At 72.0% G+C, this 24048-nt stretch carries 18 protein-coding genes; 9 read left to right on the top strand and 9 right to left on the bottom strand.

Translation table 11 applies throughout. The annotated features are described in order from the left end of the window. Window positions 1-72 precede the first annotated feature (72 nt). Entirely contained in the window at window positions 73-909 is an 837-nt protein-coding gene (locus Cco03nite_RS08965) for an ABC transporter permease (protein WP_203690961.1), read from the bottom strand. After that, window positions 906-1850 carry an ABC transporter ATP-binding protein gene (locus tag Cco03nite_RS08970; protein ID WP_203690969.1) on the bottom strand — a complete coding sequence of 315 codons (945 nt, stop codon included), beginning with the start codon at window positions 1848-1850 and terminating at the stop codon, window positions 906-908. The genes Cco03nite_RS08965 and Cco03nite_RS08970 overlap by 4 nt, the downstream gene beginning before the upstream one ends. Window positions 1851-2111: 261 nt before the next feature. On the opposite strand from Cco03nite_RS08970, the gene Cco03nite_RS08975 reads away from it, so the two are divergent. After that, on the top strand, window positions 2112-4289 hold the full coding sequence (locus Cco03nite_RS08975; protein ID WP_203690977.1) for a TOMM precursor leader peptide-binding protein: 2178 nt from the start codon (window positions 2112-2114) through the stop codon (window positions 4287-4289). A 46-nt stretch (window positions 4290-4335) separates the two neighbouring features. Here Cco03nite_RS08975 and Cco03nite_RS08980 read toward each other — a convergent pair whose 3' ends face one another. Beyond that, complete coding sequence (locus Cco03nite_RS08980) at window positions 4336-4596, bottom strand: hypothetical protein (protein ID WP_203690979.1); 261 nt, start codon at window positions 4594-4596, stop codon at window positions 4336-4338. A gap of 61 nt (window positions 4597-4657) precedes the next feature. On the opposite strand from Cco03nite_RS08980, the gene Cco03nite_RS08985 reads away from it, so the two are divergent. The 7 genes from Cco03nite_RS08985 to Cco03nite_RS09015 all read left to right on the top strand — a co-directional run bounded on the left by Cco03nite_RS08985 (window position 4658) and on the right by Cco03nite_RS09015 (window position 15117). Next, entirely contained in the window at window positions 4658-4864 is a 207-nt protein-coding gene (locus tag Cco03nite_RS08985) for a hypothetical protein (protein WP_203690981.1), read from the top strand. Between the two features lie 219 nt (window positions 4865-5083). Beyond that, window positions 5084-7045, top strand: coding sequence for a TOMM precursor leader peptide-binding protein (locus Cco03nite_RS08990; RefSeq protein WP_203690989.1), 1962 nt, complete (start codon window positions 5084-5086; stop codon window positions 7043-7045). A gap of 22 nt (window positions 7046-7067) precedes the next feature. Next, on the top strand, window positions 7068-8681 hold the full coding sequence (locus Cco03nite_RS08995) for a SagB family peptide dehydrogenase (RefSeq protein WP_203690995.1): 1614 nt from the start codon (window positions 7068-7070) through the stop codon (window positions 8679-8681). 10 nt (window positions 8682-8691) lie between these two features. After that, window positions 8692-11457, top strand: coding sequence for a lantibiotic dehydratase (locus Cco03nite_RS09000; RefSeq protein WP_203691003.1), 2766 nt, complete (start codon window positions 8692-8694; stop codon window positions 11455-11457). Continuing rightward, window positions 11454-12512 (top strand): thiopeptide-type bacteriocin biosynthesis protein, encoded by a 1059-nt coding sequence (locus Cco03nite_RS09005; protein WP_203691005.1) that lies wholly within the window; start codon window positions 11454-11456, stop codon window positions 12510-12512. Before Cco03nite_RS09000 ends, Cco03nite_RS09005 begins: the two co-directional genes overlap by 4 nt. Next, window positions 12509-13777: a zinc metalloprotease gene (locus Cco03nite_RS09010; protein ID WP_203691007.1), complete on the top strand. Its 1269-nt coding sequence runs from the start codon at window positions 12509-12511 to the stop codon at window positions 13775-13777. Before Cco03nite_RS09005 ends, Cco03nite_RS09010 begins: the two co-directional genes overlap by 4 nt. Next, window positions 13774-15117 (top strand): acyl-CoA thioesterase/bile acid-CoA:amino acid N-acyltransferase family protein, encoded by a 1344-nt coding sequence (locus tag Cco03nite_RS09015; RefSeq protein ID WP_203691010.1) that lies wholly within the window; start codon window positions 13774-13776, stop codon window positions 15115-15117. Before Cco03nite_RS09010 ends, Cco03nite_RS09015 begins: the two co-directional genes overlap by 4 nt. On the opposite strand, the gene Cco03nite_RS09020 is transcribed toward Cco03nite_RS09015, so the two are convergent. The 3 genes from Cco03nite_RS09020 to Cco03nite_RS09030 all read right to left on the bottom strand — a co-directional run bounded on the left by Cco03nite_RS09020 (window position 15067) and on the right by Cco03nite_RS09030 (window position 18924). Next, window positions 15067-16989, bottom strand: coding sequence for an AfsR/SARP family transcriptional regulator (locus Cco03nite_RS09020; RefSeq protein WP_203691012.1), 1923 nt, complete (start codon window positions 16987-16989; stop codon window positions 15067-15069). The genes Cco03nite_RS09015 and Cco03nite_RS09020 overlap by 51 nt on opposite strands. 118 nt (window positions 16990-17107) lie before the next feature. Beyond that, the gene (locus Cco03nite_RS09025; protein WP_203691014.1) at window positions 17108-17755 is read right to left on the bottom strand and encodes a LuxR C-terminal-related transcriptional regulator; all 648 of its coding nucleotides are present in this window, start codon (window positions 17753-17755) and stop codon (window positions 17108-17110) included. Further along, a complete protein-coding gene (locus tag Cco03nite_RS09030; protein ID WP_203691016.1) occupies window positions 17743-18924 on the bottom strand; it encodes a sensor histidine kinase in 1182 nt (393 codons plus the stop codon). The genes Cco03nite_RS09025 and Cco03nite_RS09030 overlap by 13 nt, the downstream gene beginning before the upstream one ends. A gap of 131 nt (window positions 18925-19055) precedes the next feature. Here Cco03nite_RS09030 and Cco03nite_RS09035 point away from each other — a divergent pair, with 131 nt between their 5' ends. Further along, window positions 19056-20027: an alpha/beta hydrolase family protein gene (locus Cco03nite_RS09035; RefSeq protein ID WP_203691018.1), complete on the top strand. Its 972-nt coding sequence runs from the start codon at window positions 19056-19058 to the stop codon at window positions 20025-20027. An 11-nt stretch (window positions 20028-20038) separates the two neighbouring features. Here Cco03nite_RS09035 and gnd read toward each other — a convergent pair whose 3' ends face one another. From gnd to Cco03nite_RS09050, 3 genes are all read right to left on the bottom strand, one after another. After that, window positions 20039-21067, bottom strand: a complete 1029-nt coding sequence (gene gnd, locus Cco03nite_RS09040) for a phosphogluconate dehydrogenase (NAD(+)-dependent, decarboxylating) (protein ID WP_239167230.1) — start codon at window positions 21065-21067, stop codon at window positions 20039-20041. Window positions 21068-21100: 33 nt separating this feature from the next. Next, window positions 21101-22729 carry a glucose-6-phosphate isomerase gene (gene pgi / locus Cco03nite_RS09045; protein WP_203691020.1) on the bottom strand — a complete coding sequence of 543 codons (1629 nt, stop codon included), beginning with the start codon at window positions 22727-22729 and terminating at the stop codon, window positions 21101-21103. Between the two features lie 262 nt (window positions 22730-22991). Next, window positions 22992-23948 carry a cyclase family protein gene (locus Cco03nite_RS09050; protein ID WP_239167231.1) on the bottom strand — a complete coding sequence of 319 codons (957 nt, stop codon included), beginning with the start codon at window positions 23946-23948 and terminating at the stop codon, window positions 22992-22994. Between the last annotated feature and the right edge of the window lie 100 nt (window positions 23949-24048).

Genomic DNA, 24048 nt, shown 5'->3' on the forward strand with positions numbered 1-24048 from the left:
ATGATCGCGGCCCCGTGACGTCCGACGAGCACCCCGTCCTCGGCCGGTCGGTGCGACGCGCCTCGGGCTGGGTCAGACCACGTCCCGGCGGTTGAAGGTGAACAGTGCGATGGCCAGCGACAGCACGGCGTAGCCGAGCAGCACCGCGACGGCGGCGCCCGGGCCGGTGGCCGCGGTGATGGCGAAGCCGCCGCCGGCGGACGGGTCACCGCCCTGCGCCTGCGCGATCGCGGCGGAGGCGGGGCCGAGCATGACGGCCCGGATCGGGTTCAGGTCGAGCGCACCGAGGAGGCTGCCGAGCACGTTCTCCACCAGCAGCGTCCAGACCAGTCCGATGCCGATCGTCGCGCCGACGTTGCGCGTCACGATGCCGAGGGCGAAGCCGACGCTCGCCCAGGCGATCTCGACGAGCCACAGCGCGCCGGCGGCGGTCAGGAACTGGCCGAAGCTCGGGAAGACCAGCGGCCGCGCTTCGGCGAGCGAGACGACGGTGCTGCAGGCGGTGCCGACGACGAGGCTGATGATCGAGACGATCAGCATCACCAGCACGACGGCGGCATACCGGCCTAGCAGCAGGGCGCGCCGGTCGGCGAACCGGGCCAGGATGGTGCGCAGCGTTCCGTTGCGGTAGTCGCCGGCGGAGACCATGCCGCCGATGATCAGCATCACCGGCCCGCCCCAGATCGGCATGGAGCCCACGATGTAGTGGTCGACGCTCGCCGGCAGCAGGCTGGCCAGCAGCGCTTCGGCCTGACCGGCGGCGAAGTCGGCGCCCATCGACAGGTAGATGACGTACGAGATGGTGTAGGCGAAGAGCAGGATCTGGGCGCTCCAGAACCCCACCAGCACCCAGACCGCGCGACGTCGCCGCAACGCGAACAGCTCAGCCGTCATGCTGTTGCCGATCATCGTGCCTCCAGCTGATCGCCGGTGGGGACCGGCCCGTTGTCGTGCGTGATGTCGAGGAAGGCGTCCTCCAGTGACTGGCGGACGACCCGCAGTTCGAGGACGTCGATGTCGGCCAGCGCCAGCGCCCTGTTGACCGCCGCGGCGTTGGCCGGGTCGGTCTGGACCGCGAGTGCGCCACCGACCTCGGCGACCGACGTGACCTGGGGCAGGGCGGCGACGACGGCTGACGCCTTGTCGAGCGGGTCGGCGCGGATCAGCAGCGAGCCGGTGCCGCCGGCGGAGCGGATGTCGGCCACGGTGCCTTCGGCGATCAGCCGGCCGTTGTGGATGACCGCGATCCGGTCGCAGATCTCCTCCACCTCGTTGAGCTGGTGGCTGGACAGCAGCACGGTGCGGTCGGCGGCGGCCAGCGAGCCGATCAGCTCCCGCATCGCGACGATCCCGGCGGGGTCCAGTCCGTTGGTGGGCTCGTCGAGGATCAGCAGCTCGGGGTCGCCGAGCAGGGCGGCCGCCACGCCGAGCCGCTGTTTCATGCCCAGCGAGTACGCGCGGAAGCGGTCGCCGGCGCGGTGGGCCAGTTCCACCCGTTCGAGGGCCGCGTCGACCTCGGTGTCGGGCAGGCCGAGGTAGCGGGCGAGCAGCCGCAGGTTGTCGCGTCCGGACAGGTGCGGGTAGAACGACGGGCCTTCGATCAGGGAGCCGACCCGGGCCAGTGCGGCGGGGTCGCCGAGCGGCCGGCCGAGGACCGCGCCGGTGCCGGCGGTCGGCCGGATGAGTCCGACCAGCATGCGCATGGTGGTGGTCTTGCCGGCTCCGTTGCGGCCGACGAAGCCGTACACCTGTCCGCGTTCGACGGTGAGGTCGAGGTCGCCGACGGCGACGGCGCCCGCGGCGTACGACTTGGTGAGCCCGGTGACGTGTATCGCTGCCCCGGTGGACATCAGGCGACACCTCCAACATGGCGGGAAGTTGGTCGGGAGGGCGGTTGAACTGCGGGCAAGTCTGTCACGTGATCGACGCCGTTCGCGACATCCAGCGGCGCGGCCGTCGCGCTAGCGATCCGTCAGCGATCGGTCAGCGCCGATCGACGGCCGCGCGAGCGGGTGCTGCCACGGTGTGCTCACCGTTGCCGCGGCGGCGGGATCGTCATCGGTCCGCAGCCGTGGCACGTCGACCATGCAGTCCCCTGAGGAGGTCGGCCAGTGAGCCAGGTAACCACCGCCGCGCAGACCGTGCCCGGCGAGCAGCCGGCGGCGGAACTCGGCGGCATCGCCGACGTCCGGCCGCGGCTGCGCCACGACGTCGTGTTCGCCGACACCGGGTTCGGCGCGTTCGTGCGCAACACCGACACCGGGTTTCTGATCCGGGGCAAGTCGGCCTACCGGTGGCTCGCCACGCTGGTGCCGTACTTCGACGGTCAGGCCACCGTCGCGGAGCTGTGCGAGGGGCTGAACACCGATCAGCAGACGGTGATCGCGTCGATGATGCAGACGCTGCTGGAGCGGGGTTTCGTCCGCGACAGCGTCCCGGAGCCGGCGGTCGACCTGCCGGCTGAGGTGATCGAGCGGTTCCGCAGCCAGATCGACTTCATCGCCCACTTCGCCGACGACGCGGTGACGCGGTTCGCCCGCTACCGCCGGGCCGCGGTGCTGATCGTCGGGGACGGCGACACGTCCCGGGCCATCGCCGCCGGGCTGCTGCGCAACGGCAGCCAGACGGTGGAGATCCGGCGGCCCGGGCCGTCGACGCCGGCCGTTGCGGTGGACACCCCGGACGGCCAGGTCCTGTATTCGACCGGTCCGATCGCGGGCGGTCGCCACGACATGGTGGTGATCTGCGCCGACGAGGTCGGGCCCGCGACGGTCTGGCGGGCGTGCGCGAATCTGGCGCCGGACGGCCCGGCGGTGCTGCCGGTGCTGACGCTCGGCCGGCAGGCGATGCTCGGCCCGGTCACCCGGCACGGCGCGTCGCCCTGCTGGGGCTGCCTGCTGCTGCGGTTGCAGGCCAACGCCGAAGCAGGCGATCTGGCCCGGATGTGGCAGGCCATCGCGACCGCGCCCGGTGACGGCGACGGTCACCGATCGGGTCAGCGGCTGCCGAGCGCCTCGGTGGCGCAGATCGTCGGCAGCGCGGCGGCGTTCGACGTGTTCCGGCTGCTGACCGAGGCCCTGATCGGCGAGAGCGCCGGAGCGGTGCTGGTCCAGGATGTCGACACGCTGGAGTCCACGCGGGAGCGGCTGCTGCCGCATCCGGAGTGCGGCTGGTGCCACGGCGACGGGCCGCCTGCTGCCGCCGGGCCGGCGCCGGAGGACCTGGTGGAGCGGGCCGACGGCGGGCCGATGTCCGAGGAGGAGATCCACGAACGTCAGCTGACCCTGGTCCGCAAGCATGTCGGGATCGTCACCGCGTTCACCGATCACGGGCTCACGCAGTCGCCGCTGAAGGTGGCCCGCTGCCGGCTGGGGGGTGAGAACGCGGCGCTGGAGTCCCGGGAGCTTACCGCGTTCGGCCTGGACACGCTGCTCGGGGCTCGGCAGGCGGTGCTGCAGCTGGCGGCGTCGACGTACGTGGACCGGCTGGCCGACCTGCGCGCTGCCGTGCCGGGCGACCGGCTTCCCGCGGAGCTGCGGCCGGACCCGTCGCGGCTGCGGATCGCGTCGGGTGTGGCGCTGCCCGCCGACCAGGCCGGCCCGCACCTGCCGGCGACCGACTTGCGCACCGGCGACCCGTACTGGCTGCCGGCGGCGGCCGTCTACCCGGCCGGGCCGCTCAACGCCGCCGCCGCCTTCGAGCCGACCGGCGCCGGCAGCGGTGCCGGCTTGAGCGTCGAGCAGGCCACCGAGCGGGGGCTGCTGTCCGCGCTGGCCTACGAAGGGCTGCGGCTGGCGGCGTCCGGTGCGCCGGTGGCCGCGGTCGACCCGGCCGAGGTGAACGCCGACGAGCAGCTGTCCTTCCTGGCGACGACGGGCGGCCGGCTGGGCGTCACGGTGACGCTGTTCCGGCTGCCGGGGGCCGCCCCGGCGCATGCCGTGCTGGCCGCGGCGACAGGTGGCGCGCGTAGGCGCTGGTCGGTCGCGGCTTGCCTTGATCCCCGCGACGCCGCGGTCACCGCGCTGCGGGACGCGGTCGGGCAGGCGCAGCTCGACGCCGAGGGCATCGGCTTCGACCTGGGCCCCGACCTGCTGGCCGACTTCGACCCGGCCGCGCTGAAGGTGGATGGCGCGCAGCCGCCGCCGCCCGCTGTCGCGTCCGTCGAGGACCTGCTCGCCGCGCTGGCCGCCGGTGGCCGGCAGGCGCTGCGGGTGCTGACCACCACGCCCGACCTGGACCTGGTCGAGGTCGTGCACACGGTACGCGTGCTGCTGGTCGACGCCCGGTAGCGCGCAGAGCCGCGCGGCAGCGGTCGCCGCCGCGCGGCACCCACGTTCACCCGGCGCGGTCGGGCCGGCAGTCCCGCACAGGGCACACGGATGAGCACCCCGAAAGGAGGTGAACACACATGTCGAAGGTGGGAATGCTCTCGGACGAGCTGGCACAGCTCGAGACCGACACGTTCGAGATCCTCGATGTCGCCGACATCGCGGAGGACTCGATGGCCTGGTCGAGCTGCAGCACGTCCAGCTGCTGCAGCACCAGCAGCTCGAGCTGCTCCAGCTGCTGCAGCACCAGCTGCAGCTGCGGCAGCACCAGCAGCTGCGCATGACCGGCGGCTCACGCGCACATCGAGACACCGGGGAGGAGGAACACAGTGAAGCACCTGATGCTCAAGGACGAGCTGGGACAGCTGGAGACGGAGACGTTCGAGATCCACGACATCGCCGAGATCGGCGAGGACCTCGGCGCCACCAGCACCACCAGCTGCGCGTGCAGCACCACGAGCACCTGTAGCTGCAGCACGTCGAGCTGCTGCGGCTGCACCAGCAGCAGTTGCAGCAGCACCAGCAGCTGCGCCTGACCTGCAGTACCGGCTGCGCCGGCACCAGCAGCTGCGCCACAGCACCACGTCTCACCGGGGATGACCTGAGCACGGCCGTCGACCCCACCCCTTAATGCGCCACCCATCCATCCGTGTGCCTTGTGCCGGGCTGCCGATCCGACCCCGCAGCCTGCGGCGGGCGGAAGGAGCACGCAGCTCCTTCCGCCTCCTGCTCCATCCGACCGAAAGCGAGAGATCATGACAGCCGAGGTGCTCAACGCGCCACCGACACCGGCGTCCCCGATGGAACACAGCCGCATCCGGGTCGCCGATCACCTCGCCGGGCTGCCCCTGCGGTCGGCCGACGGCCGGCCGGTCAGCACGTACACCGCGACGCTGGGCGAGACCGACCTGATGGGCGCCGCCCCGGATCTGGGCGGGCTGACCGGCCCGGTGCTGCCGGTGTACGTCTACCAGCGGGCCGTCGTCGTCGGGCCGCTGAACGAGTTGCCCGCTCCGGCGCAGCCGTGCCTGGTCTGCCTGGCCCGGCGCTGGCAGAGCCTGCGTTCGGAGGAGGAGCGCGACGTGCTCGAACACGGCGGCCGGATGCAGGGCGTGGCGCCGTCGCCGTTCCTGACCGACCTCGCGCTGCGTGCCGTCGGCGACCTGGCGGGCTGGCTGGCCCAGGCCGATCCGGGCAGCGTGCGCGACGACAACGGCTACCCCTTCGTGTACGAGATCCGCCTGGACACGCTGCAGGTGACCCGGCACCCGCTGGTGGCGGAGCCGGGCTGCCCGCTGTGCGGTGACGACGTCGTCGACAGCGCCGAGGCGGCCGTCATCGAACTGCAGTCCCGGCCGAAGGCGCATCCCGACGACTTCCGGCTGCGGTCGGTGCACGACTACGGGCTGTCGGTGGAGGCCTTCGCCAACCCGGTGTGCGGGATGCTCGGCACCGCGGCGATGCCCGCCTACGACAGCACCACCACCGCGCCGGTCACCGGCTACACCCGGGTGCGCGGCATGTGGAGCCTCAACGAGTTCTTCTGGAGCGGGCACGCCGACACCTACGACGACAGCGCGCTGCTCGGCGTGCTCGAAGGGCTGGAGCGGTACGCCGGCCTGTCGCCGCGCGGCAAGGGCGAGCCGCTGCTGAGCTCCCTGCGCGAGCTCGGCGACACCCCGGCGCTGGATCCGCGCGACTGCGGTGTCTACATCGACGAGTACTACCAGAACACCTCGCCGCACTACCACCAGTTCACCGACGACCTGAAGGTGCCGTGGGTCTGGGGGTACTCGCTGCGGGACAAGCGCTCGATCCTGGTCCCCGAGCGGCTGGTCTACTACATGGGCCGCCACCCCGGCACCAACTTCGTCCAGGAGTGCTCCAACGGCTGTGCGACCGGCAGTTGCCTGGAAGAGGCGATCTTCTACGGCATGCTGGAGCTGATCGAGCGGGACGCGTTCCTGCTGGCCTGGTACGGCAAGGCGCGGCTGCCCGAGATCGACCCGGGCAGCTGCCGCAGCGTCGGCACCCGGCAGATGATCGACCGGATGCGGCTGGTCGGCTACGACGTGCGGCTCTTCGACACCCGGATCGACCTGCAGATGCCGGTGGTGACCGGAGTCGCGGTACGCCGCGACGGCGGCCTCGGCCGGCTGTGTTTCGCGGCCGGGTCCAGCCCCGACCCGGAGGACGCCGTCCGGGCGGCGCTGTGCGAGATCGCCTCGTACGTGCCGAACTTCGACCACCGGGTCGAAGACGCGCTCGAGGACACCCGGGCCAGCGTCACCGACTACCGCAAGATCACCGAGTTGAAGCACCACGCGCTGCTGTTCGGGCTGCCGGAGATGGCCCACCACGCCGACTTCCTGCTCGCCGACCCGCAGCCCAAGCCGATCGGCGAGATCTACGCCGGCTGGGAACGCGACCGGCCGCGCAACGCCGACCTGCGCGACGACGTCCGGTACGGCGTCGACCTGCTGGCCGCGGCCGGCCACGACGTGATCGTCGTGGACCAGACGTCGCCGGAGCAGCGGCAGCTGGGGCTGCGTACCGCGTGCGTGATCGTGCCCGGTCTTATCCCGATCGACTTCGGCTGGCAGCGCCAGCGGGTGCTGCACATGCCCCGGCTGCGCACCGCGTTCCGGCGGGCCGGGTGGCGCGACACCGACCTGGCCATCAGCGAGATCAATTTCGTCCCGCACCCGTTCCCGTGACCTGCCAGCAGGAGGCGAGCCGATGACGACCACGAGCGACTACATCGATGCGGTGCTGCGCCGGGCACGTGCGCCCATGCCGCCGTTCGGCTGGGAGACCGACTGGCACGACCAGCCGCTGCGGCACAAGGTCTACCCGCAGGTGCACCGGCTGCCGCTGCCCGCCGGTCTCGACCAGCCGGCCGGGCCGCTGGGCCGGGCGCTGACCGTCGGCCCGGCCGGCCCTGCCGACGGGTTCACCCTCGACCGGCTCGCCGGGCTGCTGCGGACCTCGTACGGGCTGCTGGAGCGGCGGCTGCGGGTCACCGGCAACGACGACAACGACCGGCGGTACTGGGGCCAGAACACCACCTGGGGCCGGGGAACCGCGTCCGGCGGCGGCCTGTACCCGCTGGAGATCTACTGGGTCTCGGGGCCGTCCGGGCCGGTGCTGCCGGGGGTCTACCACTACTCCAGCCCGCACCATGCGATGGAGCGGCTGCTGGCCGGCGACGTCACCGAGCAGGTGCGCGCGGCGGCGCCGCACGCTGCCGAGATCGCCGCGACGGATCAGTTCCTGCTGGTCACGGTGAAGTTCTGGAAGAACGCGTTCAAGTACAACAGCTTCTGCTACCACGTCGTCACGATGGACCTCGGCGCGCTGCTGGGCACCTGGCGGCTGTGGAACGCCGCCCAGGGCCTGCCGGCGACCCCGACGCTGTGGTTCGACGACGCGAAGCTCAACGGGCTGCTCGGCCTCGACGGGTTCGGCGAGAGCGTGCTGGCGGTCGTCCCGCTGCCCTGGGCCCGACCGGCCGCACCGGGCACGGCGTCTGCGGCCGCGCTGCCGGGGGCCGACCCGGCCGTCGGCAGGGCCGAGTGGGAGCGTTCGCTCAGCGTGCACCGGTTCACGCAGGTCGAGGCGGTGCACCAGGCGACGTTGCTCGACGCCTCGGCGCGCCCGCCGGCAGCCGGCGCGGCCGCTGACGCCGCCGCGCGGCCGGTCCGGGTCGCGGCCGAGCCGGTCAGCCTGCCACCGCCCGACTTCGACCGGCTCGACGCCGACGTCGCCGCGGTGCTGCGCAGGCGGCGGTCCAGCTTCGGCGCGTTCGTCGGCCGGCCCCGGCTGCCGGCCGAGGACCTGTCGGTGCTGCTGGCGTCGGCGTCGGCGGCCGCCCGGCTGCCGCTGGACGCCCGCGGGTCCGGCGATCCGCCGTTCACCCGGCTGTGCGTCTTCGTCAACCACGTCGCCGGCGTGCCGGCCGGCGTCTACGACTACGACGACGCCACCGCGACGTTGCATCCGGTCCGCGCGGCCGCGCTCGGTGAGCTGCTGCAGCGCAACTACTTCCTCGACAACTACAACCTGGAGCAGGCCGCCGCGGTGATCGCGGTGGTGGCGCGCCCGGTCCAGGCGGTGGCGGCGCTCGGCGACCGCGGCTACCGGGCGGTCAACGCCGAGGTCGGGGCCGTCACCCAGGGGGTGTACCTGGCCGCGACCGGGCTCGGCGTCGGCTGCGGCGCGGCGCTGGGCTTCGACAACACATCGCTGGCAGAGCTCGCCGATCTCGCCGACGGCGACGAGTGGCCACTGATCATCCTGATGGTCGGCAACGAGCGCTCCGACGACGCCGACGTCGACTACCGGCTGTCGTGAGAGGAATCAGATGAACACGAACACGGCACCGTCGCCCACGGACGCCCGGGCCACCGAGTGGATCCTGCCGCCCTTCTTCATGCTGAGGCTGGCCGGCCTGCCCTTCGACACCGTCGCCCCGCTGCGGTTCCCGCAGACCGTCGCGTGGACGCAGGCCATGCTGGAGGTGGAGCAGCGGCTGCGCGAGGGCGCGCCGCCGGTGCTCGACGCGCTGGAAGCGGTGATCAGCGAGGTGGCCGGGCAGACCGAACGCGGCCGGCTGATCGAGATCCGCCGAGACGTCTACAACGGGCGGGCGCCCCGGCAGCCGGCCGAGGCGATCGCGCTGGTGGGCCGGCACGCGCCGCAAGCCGGGCCGGCGCTGGCCGGGTGGCTGGCCGCCCACGACGAGCTGGCCCGGATCCGGGCGACCGGCGCGCAGATCCTGGCCGATGAGCAGCTCGACCGGCAGCGGCACCTGCGCGAGCTGGCCACCCATCCGCAGTTCCGGGCCGGTCTGCTGCTGTCGTCGCCGTCACTGGACCGCTACCTGCCGACCTTCCTGAGCAACCCGGCCGGTCCGCTGGGCAAGCGGGCCCGGCGGATCGAGCGGTCGCTGCTGGAATACGTGTACCGCACCGCCTGCAAGACCAGCCCGTTCTCCTGGCTCACCCCGGTCGGCCTGGGCCGGTTCACCCAGGGCAGCGGCGACCCGCTGATCGTCGAGACGGCGCCGGAGCAGTGGCGCAGCTTCCCCCGGCTCAACCTGGCCGTGCTCGGCCGGCTCGGCGACACCCTGCTCGCCGAGCCGGCGCTGCGGGCCGACCTGCCGATCCAGGTGACGTCCGGGTGGCGCAACGACCGCAACCGGGTGCGCTACGTGCGCCGGCAGCGCCGGGCCGGTGACGACGACGCGGCCGGCAGCATGGACATCCTGCAGGAGAACCTGTTCTACCTCACCTCGGGCACCGTGCTCACCGAGCTGCTGGAGACGATCCCCGACGGGACGTCGCTGACGTTCGGCGAGCTCGTGACACGGCTGCACGACAACGATCCGGAGCACCGCCGCCCGGCCGACATCGACGCCTACCTGGTGCACCTGCTGCGGCTGGGCCTGCTGGTGGTGCCGCAGCTGCACATCGACCTGCATCACCCCGATCCGGTGCGCGGCTTCCGCGACGGTCTGGCGCAGCTCGGCCGCGGCTGGAGCGCGGAGGTGTGCGAGCGGCTGGACCTGGTGTCGGGATATGTGCGCGAGTACGCGCACGCCGACCTCGACCGGCGGCGTGACCTGCTGGAGGCGATCCGCGGCGAGCTCGCCGAGGGTCAGCACGACCTCGGCCGTGCCGAGGCGACTCTGCCCAGGACGGTGCTGTACGAGGACGTGTCGCTCGGCGCGGGCCGGGTCACCGCCGACGAGGCGCAGTGGCGGGAGAAGATCCTGCCGGCCGCGGCCGGGCTGTCGAAGATCCTGCCCGTCTTCGACCTGATGCTGCCGCACCGGCTGACCGCCAAGGGGTTCTTCCGGGCACGGTTCGGCCCCGGCGGCCGCTGCACCGACCTGGTGCGGCTGGTGCACGAGTTCCACCAGGACTTCTACGACCAGTTCCTGGAGTCCACCGCGCGCCGGCGGCCGTTCAACGAGCAGCTGGAGTATCAGCCGCAGGAGAACTGGTTCCAGCTGGCCGAGATCACCGCGCTCGACAAGGCGCGGGTCGAGCTGGTCCGGCGGATGCGCGAAGCGTACGCGGCGCACCCCGATCCGGCGGCCGACCTGGTGCTCGACGACGACTTCATGGACGGTGTCGCCGAGCTGCTGCCCGACAACATCAACGAGTTGAACCCGCGCAGCTTCTTCCTGCACCTGGCCGAGATCGACGGCCGGCCGCAGGCGGTGCTCAACCGGGCCTACAGCGGGCTGACGCTGCTGTTCAGCCGGTTCGCGCACTGCTTCGCCGACGGCGGCGAGGTCGAGCACGGGCTGGTCGAGGGGCTGAAGGCGACGCTGGCGCAGCTGGCGCCGCCCGGGGCGGTGTTCGCCGAGCTGACCGGCGGCTATGACACCACCAACCTCAACCTGCACCCGTCGGTGGTGCCGTACCAGCTGGTGTGTCCCGGCGATGTCAGCTTCCGGCCGGTCGCCGAGCAGATCCCGGTCGACGACCTGGTGATCGAGGACGATGTCGAGGGCGACCGGCTGCGGCTGCGCTCGCAGCGGCTGGGCGTCGAGGTCATCCCGGTGTACCTGGGCTTCCTGATGCCGATGGCCCTGCCGGAGGTGCAGCGGATCCTGCTGACCTTCTCCTACACCAACATGTCGGCGATCGACATGTGGTCGGGGACCGACCAGCCGCTGGGCGACGACGAGATCGGCGGGCACCCGCGCCTGGTCTACAAGGACCTGGTGCTGACCCGGCGGCTGTGGAAGATGGACCCGGCGAGCCTGCCGGTCCGGGGCGCCGGGCAGTCCGACGCCGACTGGTTCCTCGACTGGAACCGGTGGGCGCGCAAGCACGGCCTGCCGCGTCGGGTGTTCGCCTCCCAGGACGCGTCCGCGCCGGCGGTCCGCAAGCCCGGCGCGCCGGCCGGGCCGCCGCCGAGCACCAAGCCGCAGTATGTCGACTTCGACAGCTTCATGTCGTTGTCACTGCTCGACAACATGATCAAATCAGCGGGCCGGCGGGTGGTGCTGACCGAGATGCTGCCCGACGCCGAGCACCTGTGGGTCCGCGCCGACGGAAACCGCTGGGTGACCGAATTGACCGTGGAGATCGACGGCCGGAGGAGCAACCGATGAGCCGACACGAGTTCGCCGCGCCCGTCGCCGCCGAGCGTGGCGACTGGCTGGCGGTGCACGTCTTCTATGCCAGCAACAATCTGCCGCTGCTGGTCGACTGCATGCTGCCGCTGGTCCGCCAGCTGCAGCAGCGCGGGCTGATCAGCGGCTGGTTCTTCATCCGGTACTGGATGGAGGGCCCGCACATCCGGCTGCGGCTGCGCCCGGCGACCGCCGCGCACGAGGCCGAGGTGCGCCGGCAGGTCGAGCAGGAGGTGCAGACGTTCCTGCGGCACCGGCCGGCGCTGTACCACATGGACGAGGAGCTGCTCGGCCCGCTGTACAAGCAGATGTTCCTGTCGGAGTACACCGAGCAGGAGTGGGAGGACAAGTACGGGGATGGCGGCATGCCGTTGCGCGACAACAACAGCTACGCCTACCTCCCCTACGAGCCGGAGTACGACAAGTACGCCGGCCCGGTCGGCATCGAGATCTCCGAGTGGCACTTCGAACGGTCCAGCGACATGGTCATGTCGCTGCTGGAGACGACCAACGTGCACATGCGCACGGTCATGTTCGGTCTGGCGACGCAGTTGATGACCGCGATGACGATGACCATGCTGCGGGATCGGGAGTCCGCCGCCGGGTTCCTGGACAGCTACCGCGACTTCTGGGAGACGGCGTTCCAGACCCCGGACCCGGACCGGCACGCCCGGTTCGACATCACCTACGACGAGATGGCGCCCCGGATGATCCGCCGGGTCGGTGAGATCTGCGCGGCGATCGACGGCCAGACCCCGCTGACCGGGTTCACCGGGCGCTGGGTCGCGCACTGCGTCGAGCTGCGCGAGCGGATCACGGCCGCCGCGCAGGCCGGTGAGCTGGTGTTCGCGGCCCGGGACGGGTCCGGGCGCGTCGAAGTGGTCACCGATCCGCAGGCGGCGCTACGGGCGCTGCTGTTCAGCTACGTGCACATGACCAACAACCGGCTCGGGGTGAGCATCGTCGACGAGGTCTACCTGTCGTACCTGCTCCACCGCGTGCTGGCCGAGGCGTACGCGGAGGCGGCCAGATGACGGCGCAGGCCGCGGCGGCGACGGCCGAGCACGGTGCGACACGTCCTCGGCTGCACCCGAGCGTGCTGCTCGGACCGGGCCTGACCGACGGCACCTCGGTGACCCACCACCTCAAGGACCCGCGCACCGGCTGGTTCTTCAAGGTGGGCGTCCGGGAGTTCTTCGTGATCAGCCGGCTGGACGGCGTGCGCAGCCTCGACGACATCGCCGAGGAGTACGCCGCCCGGTTCGGGCGCAGGCTGTCCGAGCAGCACTGGCAGCAGATCATGCAGCTGCTCGGCGGGCGGCGGCTGCTGGCCGGCCCGGAGGACGCCGACGCGCTGCGCAGGCTGACCGCGTCGGCCCGGGCCGGCAGCCGGGGCAGGCGCAACCTGCTGCACTGGCGTATCCCGCTGGCGGCCCCGGCGCGGCTGTTCAGCCGGGTCGAGCCGGCGGTCCGCTGGCTGTGGTCGGCGTGGTTCGTGCTGCCGGCGGCCGCGGCGGTGCTGGCGATGCTGACCCTGATGTCGGTGCAGGGGGCGCGGCTCTACGACGACGCCCGGCAGCTGGCCGACAGTGTTCCGGTGCTGCTCGCGTTCGTGGCGATCTACTGGCTGACGCTGGCCGTGCACGAGGCCGCGCACGGGCTGACCTGCATCCACTTCGGCGGGACGTCGCCGGAGATCGGGCTGCTGTGGCGGTTTCCGCTGCTGGCGCCGTACTGCAAGGCCGACGACGTGATGCTGTTCGCGCGGCGCCGGCACCGGTGCTACACCGCGTTCGCCGGTGTCTTCGCGCAGCTGCTGACGTTGACGCCGGCGGCGCTGCTGTGGCCTCTGCTGCCGGCGGGTCCGGCACGCACGCTGTGCGCCGCGCTGGTCCTGTACGGCAGCGGCTCCACGCTGCTGAACCTGATCCCGTTCCTGCAGCTCGACGGGTACTTCATGCTCAACCACGCGCTGAACATGGTGAACCTGCGGGCCGGGGCGTACCGGTTCTGGGCCCGGGTCCTCGACCGGCTGCGTGGCCGTGCCGCGACGGGCGAGTACCCGCGCCCGGCGGGCTGGGCGTACGGGGCCTACGGTGTCGCCTCGTTCGTCTTCGCGACCGGGCTGGTCGTCGGGCTGTTCGCCGTGTGGTTCGGGCAGCTGCGCGGGCCGCTGGGCGCGGCGGCGGCCGCCTCGGTGCTGGGCGGTGTGGCCCTGTTCGGCGTGGTGATGGCGGTCGTGCTGAGCCGGCGGGCCAGGCGCCGAACCGCCCCGGCCGTCAGCGCGGTGGTCCCGTGACCGGGCAGCCCGCGATTTCGGGCCCGGAGCAGCCGGCGGGGACGCAGGTTCCCGCGCTCGCGGTCGGCCCGCGGTCCGGGCAGGTCGACGAGACTCTGTCCATCGTGGTCAGCGGCCTGCGTGCCGGGCAGCGGGTGACGGTGCGGGCTGCCACCCGGGACGGCGCGCTGGTCGACTGGCATTCGACCGCCGACTTCGTCGCCGCCCCGGACGGGACCGTCGACGTCGGCCGGGACGCCCCGGCGGCCGGCTACCCGGGTGTCGATCCGCTGGGACTGCTGTGGGCGATGCGGCCGACCGACCCCGGGCGGCAGGTGTTCTTCACCAAACGCCGCCCGACCGCGCTGAAGGTGACCGTGTCCGCGCGGGCCGGCGGCGAGTCCATCGGCGAGGTCGGCATCGAGCGCTGCTTCGGCGGTGAGCATGTCCTCGGCCGGCCGACCGGCGACGACCTGGTCGGCACCCTCTACCACGATGACGAGCGCCGGCCGGCGCCGGCGGTGCTGCTGCTGGCCGGCTCGGACGGCGGCCAACTGGACCACGCGGCCGCGCTGCTGGCCGGGCGGGGCTACGCCGCGCTGGCGTTGAGCTACTTCGGGGCCGAGGATCTGCCGCCGACGCTGTCACACATCGATCTGGGCTACTTCCGGCGGGCCGTGGACTGGCTGCTCGATCAGCCGGAGGTCGACCGGTCCCGGCCGGCCAGCGTGATCGGCCTGTCCCGCGGCGGCGAGCTGGCGCTGCAGCTCGCGGCGCTGGACGCGCGGCTGCACAACGTCGTCGCGGCGGCGCCGAGCTCGCTGCGGCAGGCGGGGCTGACCAGCAACTACACCGACTACGGTCAGCCGGCGTGGGAGCTGGACGGGCGGGCGCTGCCGTTCCTCAAGGGCCGCTACAACTTCGGCACGTTCCTGTCGTTCGCGCGGACCTGGCTGCTGGCTCGGCCGATGCGCCAGCGCCGGGCTTTCGAGCGGGCGATGCGCGACGCGGACGCGGTCGCGGCGGCGCGCATCGAGGTCGAGGCGATCACCGGGCCGGTGCTGCTGATCAGCGGCGCCGATGACCGGCTCTGGCCGTCCGACGTCTACGCCGGCCAGGTCGAACGGCGTCTGCTGGCGCACGGGCACCCGGCCGAGGTGGTCAACCTGACGTATCCGGGGGCCGGGCACTTCGTCAGCTTCCCGTACGCGCTGCCGGGCATGCCGCCGATGGTGTCGATCTCACCGATGAGCCGGCTGCGGATCGACTTCGGGGGCAGCGCGCCGGCCAACGCGGCGGCAGCCGTCGACTCATGGCGCCGCGTACTGGAGTTCCTCGGCCGGCACACGTCCAGGAGCTGACCGGCCGGGCGTTGCCGCAGGTGGCAGGGTTGCGGCGAAGCAGCGCTGCAGCGGTGCCATCAGGTAGCCGCCCGGCCCCCGGCGCAACAGGTGGACTGCGGCGAGCCGCTCCAGCAGCGCGGCCGCCTGCGCGGGCAGGCCGTCGAGCAGCTCGGCGGCCTGGCTCGCCGTCAGCAGCGGCCAGGCGACCGTGCCCAACCGCGCGAACGCGAGCCGGTCGGACGGGCCCAGCGCGTCGAACGCGGCCTGCATGGCGGCCCGGAGGTTGAACGGCGCGTGCAGGCCCTGCGACAGCCGGTCCAGCGGCCCTTGCTCGACGAGTGTCCCCACGTACTCCGTCATGCTCAGCTCCGGCTGCTGCCGCAGCTGGCCGGCCGCGAGCCGCAGCGCCTGCGGCAGCCCGCCGCACACGTTGACCAGGCCCTGCACCGCCTGCGGCTCGCGGGCCACCCGGTCGTCGCCGACCAGCCCACGCAGCAGCAGGCCCGACTCGGCCGCGGTGAGCTCGGGCACCTGGAACGAGCGGCCGCCGTGCAGCGCGGTCAACGCGACCGGATCGGCGCGTCCGGTGACCAGCACCGCGCAGCCGGCGGCGCCGGGCAGCAGCGGCGCGACCTGGTCCAGGCTGTCCGCGTCGTCGAGCACGAGCAGCACCCGGCGGCCGGTCAGCGCGGCACGCAGCGCCCCGACCAGCGCCCCTTGCCCGAACGGCATCCGATCACGCGGGACACCGGCGACCTGCAGCAGCTCGGCGAGAGCATCGGTCGCCGGCCGGGCGGCGCCGCGCCCGGCCCGCAGGTCGATGAACCACTGCCCGTCCGGGAAACGGTCACGGACCTGCCAGGCCACGTGCACCGCCAGGGCGGTCTTGCCGACGCCGGGAGGGCCGCCGAGCGCGACGATCGCCGGCCGGACCGGGTTGGCTTCCCGCAGGGCCGCGGTGATCTCGGCGGCCAGCTCGGTTCGGCCGGTGAACTCGTCGGCGTCGATGGGCAGCTGGTTGGCCGGCCACTGCGCCCAGTCGGCCGGCGGCGGCGGAGCGCCGGCCGTGTCGACCGGCGCGGGCGGTTCCCGGCCCGCCACGATCGCCGGCTGCGGGACCTGCCTGTCTGCGGCGACCTCTTCGCCGTTCAGGATGCGCAGGTGCAGTCCGCGCAGCTCGGGACCGGGATCGACGCCGAGCTCCTCGGCCAGGTGCTGCTTGACGGTCTGGTACGCGGCCAGCGCCTCGGACTGCCGGCCGGTGCCGTACAGCGATTCGATCAGCTGGCTCCAGAACCGCTCCCGGCGCGGGTGTTCGGCGGTCAGCGTGCGCAGCTCGGCGATCAGCTCGCCGCTGTGCCGCAACGTCATCTCGATGTCGATGCGCCGCTCGATCGCCTTGAGCCGGTACTCGGTCAGCCGGGGCACCTCGTCGCGGTGCAGGGCGTCGCAGTCGACGTTGGACAGCGCCGGGCCGCGCCAGATGCTCAGCGCCTTGTCGAGCCGGGCCAGCTCGGCGGTGGTGTCGCCGGCGCGGGAGGCGGTACGGGCCGCGCACAGCTCGCGGTCGAAGCAGATCAGGTCCAGGGAATCGGCGTCGGCTTCGAAGGTGTAGCCGCCGGGCACGGTGCGCAGCGGGCACCGGCCGATCCGCTGGTGCTGCTGCAGGGTCTTGCGCAGCCGCATGATGTAGGTGTGCAGGGTCGCGCGGGCGCTGTCGGGCAGGTCGTCGCCCCACAGCGTCGCCATCGCCTGGCTGGTCGAGACGTACCGGTTGGCGCGCAGCAGCAGCGAGGCCAGCAGCACCCGGCTCTTGGCCGCGCCGAACGACACGACCTGGCCGGCGAACACCACGTCGACGGGCCCGAGCACCCGGTAGTACCCGATCAACGCCGGCCTCCGGCGGCACGGGCCGACCCTCGCGCGGCTCCGTGCGCCGCGCCACTCCCCTGAGCTCGCATCCGTTCCCCCTGATCGTCGGCTGTCCACCGGCTGACGTGCGAAGACCTCACCCGGGCAGCCGTTCCCTGCCGAGTGCGTCCTCCCGGATTCGTTCGCTGTACTGGCCGCGGTGCCGGATCGGTCGTCCCGCGTCGGCATACTTCTGCTTGGCCCGGGCCAGGTGGGTGCGGACCGTTCCCGCGGCGATGCCCAGCTGGCGGCCCACCGCGTCGACGGTCATGCCCCGGCCGTACGCCACCAGCACCTCGTGTTCGCGTGGGGTCAGCTCGGGCCGGTCGGGCCGGTCGTCGCGGCCGAGCCAGAACGCGTGCTCGGTGGTCAGCGGCGAGTCGCCGTTGGCCACCGCCCGGATGACATCGGCCAGCACGGTCAGGTTCGCGGACTTCGCCACGTACGCGACCGCACCGGCCTCGGTGGTGGCGAGGATGTACGACAGGTCGGGCACCACGGTGATCACGATGACGGTGAAACCGGCCGTGACCAGCTGGGCCACGTTGTCGACCGGGTCGGTGAAGTCCTCCAGGTTGAGGTCCAGCAGCACGATGCGGGCCGACACGGTCTGGCTGAGGAAGTCGGCGACCGACGGCGCGGTGGCCGCCAACCGGATGTCGGGCACCCGGGAAATCCAGGACGCCATGCCCTCGAGCAGCATCTGGTCGTTGTCGATCGCGGCTATCTCGATCACGGTGTCCACAGCACCTCCACTACCGTGCCGTGCCCAGGACTGGAGGTGACGTCCACCGTCGCGCCCTCCTCGATCGCGCTGTGCCGCAGCTCGCGCATCAGCCCGCGGCCCAGGCGCACGGAGCCGGGCTGGAAGCCCTTGCCACGGTCCACGATGACGAGCCGTACCCCGTCGCCCTCACCGACCGCGGTCAACCAGGCCTCGTCGACGTCGGCGTGCTTGGCCACGTTGGCCAGCGCCTCGCGCGCGGCTCCGACCAGCATCGACACGACGGGCGGCGGGACGGCTGCCGGCAGCGCGTGAAACTGCGAGTGCACCCGCAGCCCGAGGGCCTGCTTGTCGCGCACGACCCCGGCCAGCGCACCGACGACGTCACCGGGGCCGTCGTCGGCCGCGCCGGTCATCAGGCCGCGGAGGAAGTCCGATTCGCGGGCGCACAGCGCGCGGACCTCATCGGTGCGGTGATCGAGCCCGCCACGGGCGATCTTGCTCAGCGTGCTCAGCACGGTGTGGTGCAGGACGTCGTACTGCCGGGTGCGCTCGTCGTAGCGGGCGCTGGCGGTCGCCTCGCGGGCCCGGGCCTCGATCGCGTCGGCGGTGGCGAGGTCGACCTGGCGGGCCAGCTTGCGCAGCAGGTTGGCGCAGACCCAGGCGAGCAGCCCGAATCCCAGCATGAAGAAGACGTTCACCGCCACGGAGCCGGCCGCGTCCGGGGTCATCCCCCTCCTGGCGACGTGGCCCCAGATCCCGGCGACGTACGCGCTGACGACGACGAGGGTGCCGACGACCGCGGGGCCGAGCCGGATGAAGATCGTCGCCAGGATGATCGATCCCATCGCCGACGGGACCACCCACAACTGCCAGCCGGCCGCGCACGACGCGACACACATCTGGGGAACGGCGACCAGCCACATCGAGGCCAGGGCCAGGTCGACCAGGATCCAGGGCAGCGACACCCGCCGGCGGCGCAGCATCACGGTGAACAGCACGGCCGACCAGACGACCGCCGACAGGTGGCTTCCCACGACCAGCGTCACCGAGTGGAAGTCGTCCAGCCCGCCGAAAAGAAGCACCGGCAGGCCCACCGAGAGCTGGATGGCTCGCAGCGTGCACGACGCCTGGATGAGCACCAACTCGGCGCGTGACCGTGCCCCGTGTACCGTTGCCGCTGGCTGCACGAAGCCAACCTCGCATGTGGACAGCCGCGATGGGAAGTACGCAGAACCGTGTACTTGCGCGCCAGGGCGTGGCGGATGTCAAACTTGACGCTTGACCCAGTCACGCTGAGACGCCGTTCACGGAGACGCCGGTGAGATGGATTCGCGGCGCGGCGCCGGCCGGCCGGGGCGCGCTGATCGCATGTCGTGCCGTCGTGACGGTCACCGTGCTGCTCAGCGTCTACCTGCTCGGCGCCGGCTGGCTCGCCTCGTCGGTGATCGGGGACAAGATGCTGCGCGCCGGCCTGGAGTTCAGCGATGCCCGGCCGGCCGATCCGACGGAGCCGGGCTTCCGGGGCGATCCCCGGCAGGCGTTCGGCCACGCCTTCTCCGATGTGTCCATCGCGACGCCGGTCGGCCCGGCACCGGCCTGGCTGGTGCCCGGAACAGCCCGCACCTGGGCCATCTACGTGCACGGGATCAAAGGCAACCGGGAGGACGGATACCGGCACCTGTCGGTGTTGGCACCGGCGGGCTACCCGACCCTGCTGATCACCTACCGCAACGACGACGGCGCGCCGCCCGACCCGACCGGCATGGTCAGTTTCGGCCTCAACGAATGGCTTGACCTGCAGGCCGCGGTCGATCATGCGCTCGCGGCCGGCGCGGCCCGGGTGATCCTGATCGGCACGTCGATGGGCGGCGCGATCATCGGCCAGTTCCTGGCCCGCTCGCCCACCGTCGACCGGGTGGCCGCGGTGGTGCTGGACTCCCCGGCCCTGGACGGCCCGGCCGTCGTCGAGGACATGCTGCACACCCGGGGGCTGCCCTTCGCGTCCACGATCGGCTCGCTCGGCGTGTGGCTGGCCGATCTGCGCTACCCGGTGCAGATCGGCCAGGCCGTCTGCGTCGAGGCCGTGGCCCGCTATCGTGGGCCGCTGTTCATCGCCCACGGCGACCAGGACGAGGTCGTGTCGGTGGCCGTCTCCGACCGGATGGTGGCCGCCCGGGACGGCCACACGACATACCTGCGCACCCACGGCGGGCATCTTCAGTCATGGCCGGAGGATCCGGGACGCTACCGCCGCGAGCTGGCCGCGTTCCTGGCCGGCATCGGTGGCTGACCGGCCGGTCGCTACTTCTTCTCGGCGTGACCGCCGAACTGGCTGCGCATCGCGGACAGGACCTTGTCGGTGTACTCGCCCAGGCGCCGGGACTCGAAGCGTTCCATCAGCGACGTCGTGATGATCGTGGCCGGAACGCCTTCGTCCACGGCGGCCAGCACGGTCCATCGCCCCTCGCCGGAGTCGGAGACCCGGCCGGTGAACTCGTCGAGCTCAGGCGAGCGGGCGTAGGCGTCGGCGGTGAGGTCGACCAGCCATGAGCTGACGACCGATCCGCGCCGCCAGACCTCGGCGACCTCCGCGACGTCGATGTCGTACTGGTATGCCTCCGGGTCGCGCAGCGGTGTGGTCTCGGCGTCGACGACCTGGGTCGCCTTGCCGACGTCGGCGTGTTTGATGATGCTGAGCCCTTCGGCGATCGCGGCCATCATGCCGTACTCGACGCCGTTGTGGACCATCTTCACGAAGTGCCCGGCGCCGTTCGGGCCGCAGTGCAGGTAGCCGTCGGGGGCGGTGCCGCCGGTGCGGGTCCTGCTCGGGGTGGGCTCGGCGGTGCCCGCGCCGGGGGCGATCGTCTTGAAGATCGGGTCGAGCCGCTGCACGACGTCGGTCTCCCCGCCGATCATGAGGCAGTAGCCGCGTTCGAGGCCCCACACTCCCCCGCTGGTCCCGCAGTCCAGGTAGTGGATCTGCTGGCCGGCGAGGCGTTTGGCCCGCACGATGTCGTCGCGGTAGTAGGAGTTTCCCCCGTCGATCACCGCGTCGCCGGGCTCCAGCAGCGGGACGAGCTTGTCGAGGGTGGCGTCCACGATGGCCGCGGGCAGCATGAGCCAGGCGGTGCGGGGCTTGTCCAGCTTCGCCACGAAGGCTTCCAGCGAGGTGGCGCCGGTCGCGCCTTCGGCTTCGAGCTCCTTGACCACGTCGGGGTTCACGTCGTAGACGACGCAGCGGTGCCCGTCGCGCATCAGCCGCCGTACGAGGTTGGCCCCCATCCGGCCCAGTCCGACCATGCCGAGCTGCATGGGCCTCTCAGTCGCCATGTCCTGGCTCCTCGGTTGCGAGACGGTTTCGGTTCAGGCTTTCAGTGCCCGGTAGCGCCGGATCAGCGCGTTGGTCGAGGAGTCGTGGCCGAGTTCGGGTTCGGCGGTGCTCGACAGCTCCGGGATGATCGCCACGGCCAGCACCTTGCCCAGCTCGACGCCCCACTGGTCGAAGGAGTCGACGTCCCAGACGGCGCCCTGGGTGAAGACGCTGTGCTCGTACAGTGCGACCAGCGCGCCGAGGACGTGCGGGGTCAGCTTCTGGGCCAGCAGCACGTTGGTGGGGCGGTTTCCCTGCATGACCCGGTGCGCCACCACCGCCTCGGGGGTCCCTTCGGCGCGGACCTCCTGCTCGGTCTTGCCGAACGCGAGCGCCAGGGCTTGGGCGAAGACGTTGGAGGAGAGGATGTCGTGGTGGTCGCGCAGCGGGTTGAGGCTCTGGGCGAAGCCGATGAGGTCGACCGGGATCAGCCTGGTGCCCTGGTGGATCAGCTGGTAGAAGCTGTGCTGGCCGTTGGTTCCGGGTTCGCCCCAGTACACCGGGCCGGTCTGGTAGTCCACGGGCCGGCCGTCGAGGGTGACATGTTTGCCGTTGGATTCCATCGTCAGCTGCTGCAGGTAGGCGGGGAAGCGCTTGAGGTACTGCTCGTAGGGCATGACGCCGATCGAGGCCGCGCCGAAGAAGTCGGTGTACCAGATGGCGAGCAGGCCCATCAGCACCGGAAGGTTGCGCTCCAGCGGGGTGGTGCGGAAGTGCTCGTCCATCTCGTGGAAGCCGGCCAGCAGCTGCCCGAACTGCTCGGGGCCCAGCGCCAGCATGGTCGACAGGCCGATGGCCGAGTCCATCGAGTAGCGTCCGCCGACCCAGTCCCAGAAGCCGAACATGTTGGCGGTGTCGATGCCGAACTCGGCGACCCGTTCGGTGTTGGTGGACACGGCCACGAAGTGCTTGGCGATCGCGGCCGGGTCGCCGAGCTGGTCGAGCAGCCAGTCGCGGGCCGAGGTGGCGTTGGTGAGTGTCTCGATGGTGCCGAAGGTCTTCGAGGACACGATGAACAGCGTCTCGTCGGCTGCCAGGTCCCTGGTCGCCTCGGCCAGGTCGGTGGCGTCGACGTTCGAGACGAACCGGAACGTGAGGTTGCGGTCGGTGTAGTGGCGCAGCGCCTCGTACGCCATCACGGGTCCCAGGTCGGAGCCGCCGATGCCGATGTTGACGATGTTGCGGATCGGTTTGCCGGTGTGCCCGCGCCAGGCGCCCGAGCGGATCCTGGTGGCGAAGTCGGCCATCCGGTCGAGGACGTCGTGCACCTGTGCGACGACGTCGGTCCCGTCGACGACGAGCGGGGTCCCTTTCGGCATCCGCAGGGCGACGTGCAGCACCGAGCGGTTCTCGGAGACGTTGATCCGGTCTCCGGCGAACATCGCGTCGCGGCGCGCTTCGAGGTCCGACTCCCGGGCCAGCTGTGCCAGCAGGTTGAGGGTCTTGTCGGTGATGCGGTTCTTGGAGTAGTCGAGGTACAGCCCGGCGGCTTCGGCGGCGTACCGCTCGCCGCGGGTGGGGTCCTCGGCGAACAGGTCGCGTAGGTGGCGGCCTTCGATCTCGGCGTGGTGCTCGGTCAGCGCCTGATAGGCCGGACGGTTACGCAACGGCTGGGTCGCCATTCCTCGTGCTCCACGGTTCGGGTGGGAGTGGGTCCGTCTGGTCAGCGGTCACGGTGCGCGTTCAGCACGGACCGGAATCCGACCTGGACCGGTCAGTCCTCGAATGCCAGCGGTACGCCGTTACTTCCTGAATGTCGCTTCCTGAGGATACGCCCGTGCCCGCTGTCTCAGGCGGTCAACCGGGCAACCGGGCCGGGTCGCCGACGGCGTCGAGGGCCGCGGCCTGCGCGACGGCACGAGTGTCGTGCCCTCGGCGGCCGGCTCAGAACGTGGCGATCGGGTTGACCGGGCTGCCGGACGTGCCGGCGAAGCGGACCGGCGCGACGGCGAGCTGGAAGTCCCACTGCCCGAGCTCGGCAGCCGCCGTCGCGCACTGCTCCAGGTCGCAGTTGTCGAGCATCCACAGACCCATGGCGACGAGGCTGACAGCGTGGACCGGCATCAGCACGTCGTCGTACCCGGAGGGCTGGACGTCCTGGGGGGTGTCGGCGCCGATCAGCGCGACCTGCCGTTCGTGCAGCCAGGGCAGGCAGGACGCGTGCCAGCCGGCCTGCGTGAAGCCGCCGGCGTCGCCGCGCTCGTGCCGGAAGCGGCCGTAGCCGGTCCGCAGCAGCACCGCGTCGCCGGGCCGCACCCGCACCCCCTGGCGGCGCTCGGCCTCCTCGAGATCGTCAGGGGTCACACCCCGCCCCGGCTCCAGCCACGGCACGCCGCGGACCTTCGCGACGTCCAGCAGGACACCACGGGTGACGATGCCGTCCGCCGCAGCGGTGACGGCCGCCCACGCCGATCCCGTCGCACCGTCGACCAGCGAGTGCGGGCGCCCGTTGTACATCTTGCCGTCCCAGAAGATGTGGCACGGCGAGTCGAGGTGGGTGATCGTGTTGCCGTGGAACGTGAGGCCGAGCCGCTCCGATGAGAAGCCCCAGCGCCGGTCGGCGTGGAAGGCGGCGACCGGCATGTTCTCGGCGCCCGGCATGTCGGCGGCGCACGGGCACGTCGTCGTCGACCGCTCCATCTCGGCCGGCACGGCGACGTCCCACGCGCACGACACGCTCCTGCCGTGGCGTACGGCCCGCGCGGCCGCCAGCCGGACGTCGTCGGTGACGTGGTTCAGCGTGCCGCGTTGGTCGTCGTCGCCCCAGCGACCCCAGTTCGACAGCGTGTCGAAGTATCCGAGCACGTCGTCCTGAGTGGGCATCGGTCGGCTTGCCGTCATCCGAGCATCGACTCCTCCGGTCGTACGGTTCGTGGCCGCGTGGGTCGGGACGTCCCGCCCTCGCCCGCTGGTGAACCGGCATGACACTACCTGCACGGGC

This window comes from Catellatospora coxensis (assembly GCF_016862635.1).
Classification (GTDB): domain Bacteria; phylum Actinomycetota; class Actinomycetes; order Mycobacteriales; family Micromonosporaceae; genus Catellatospora; species Catellatospora coxensis.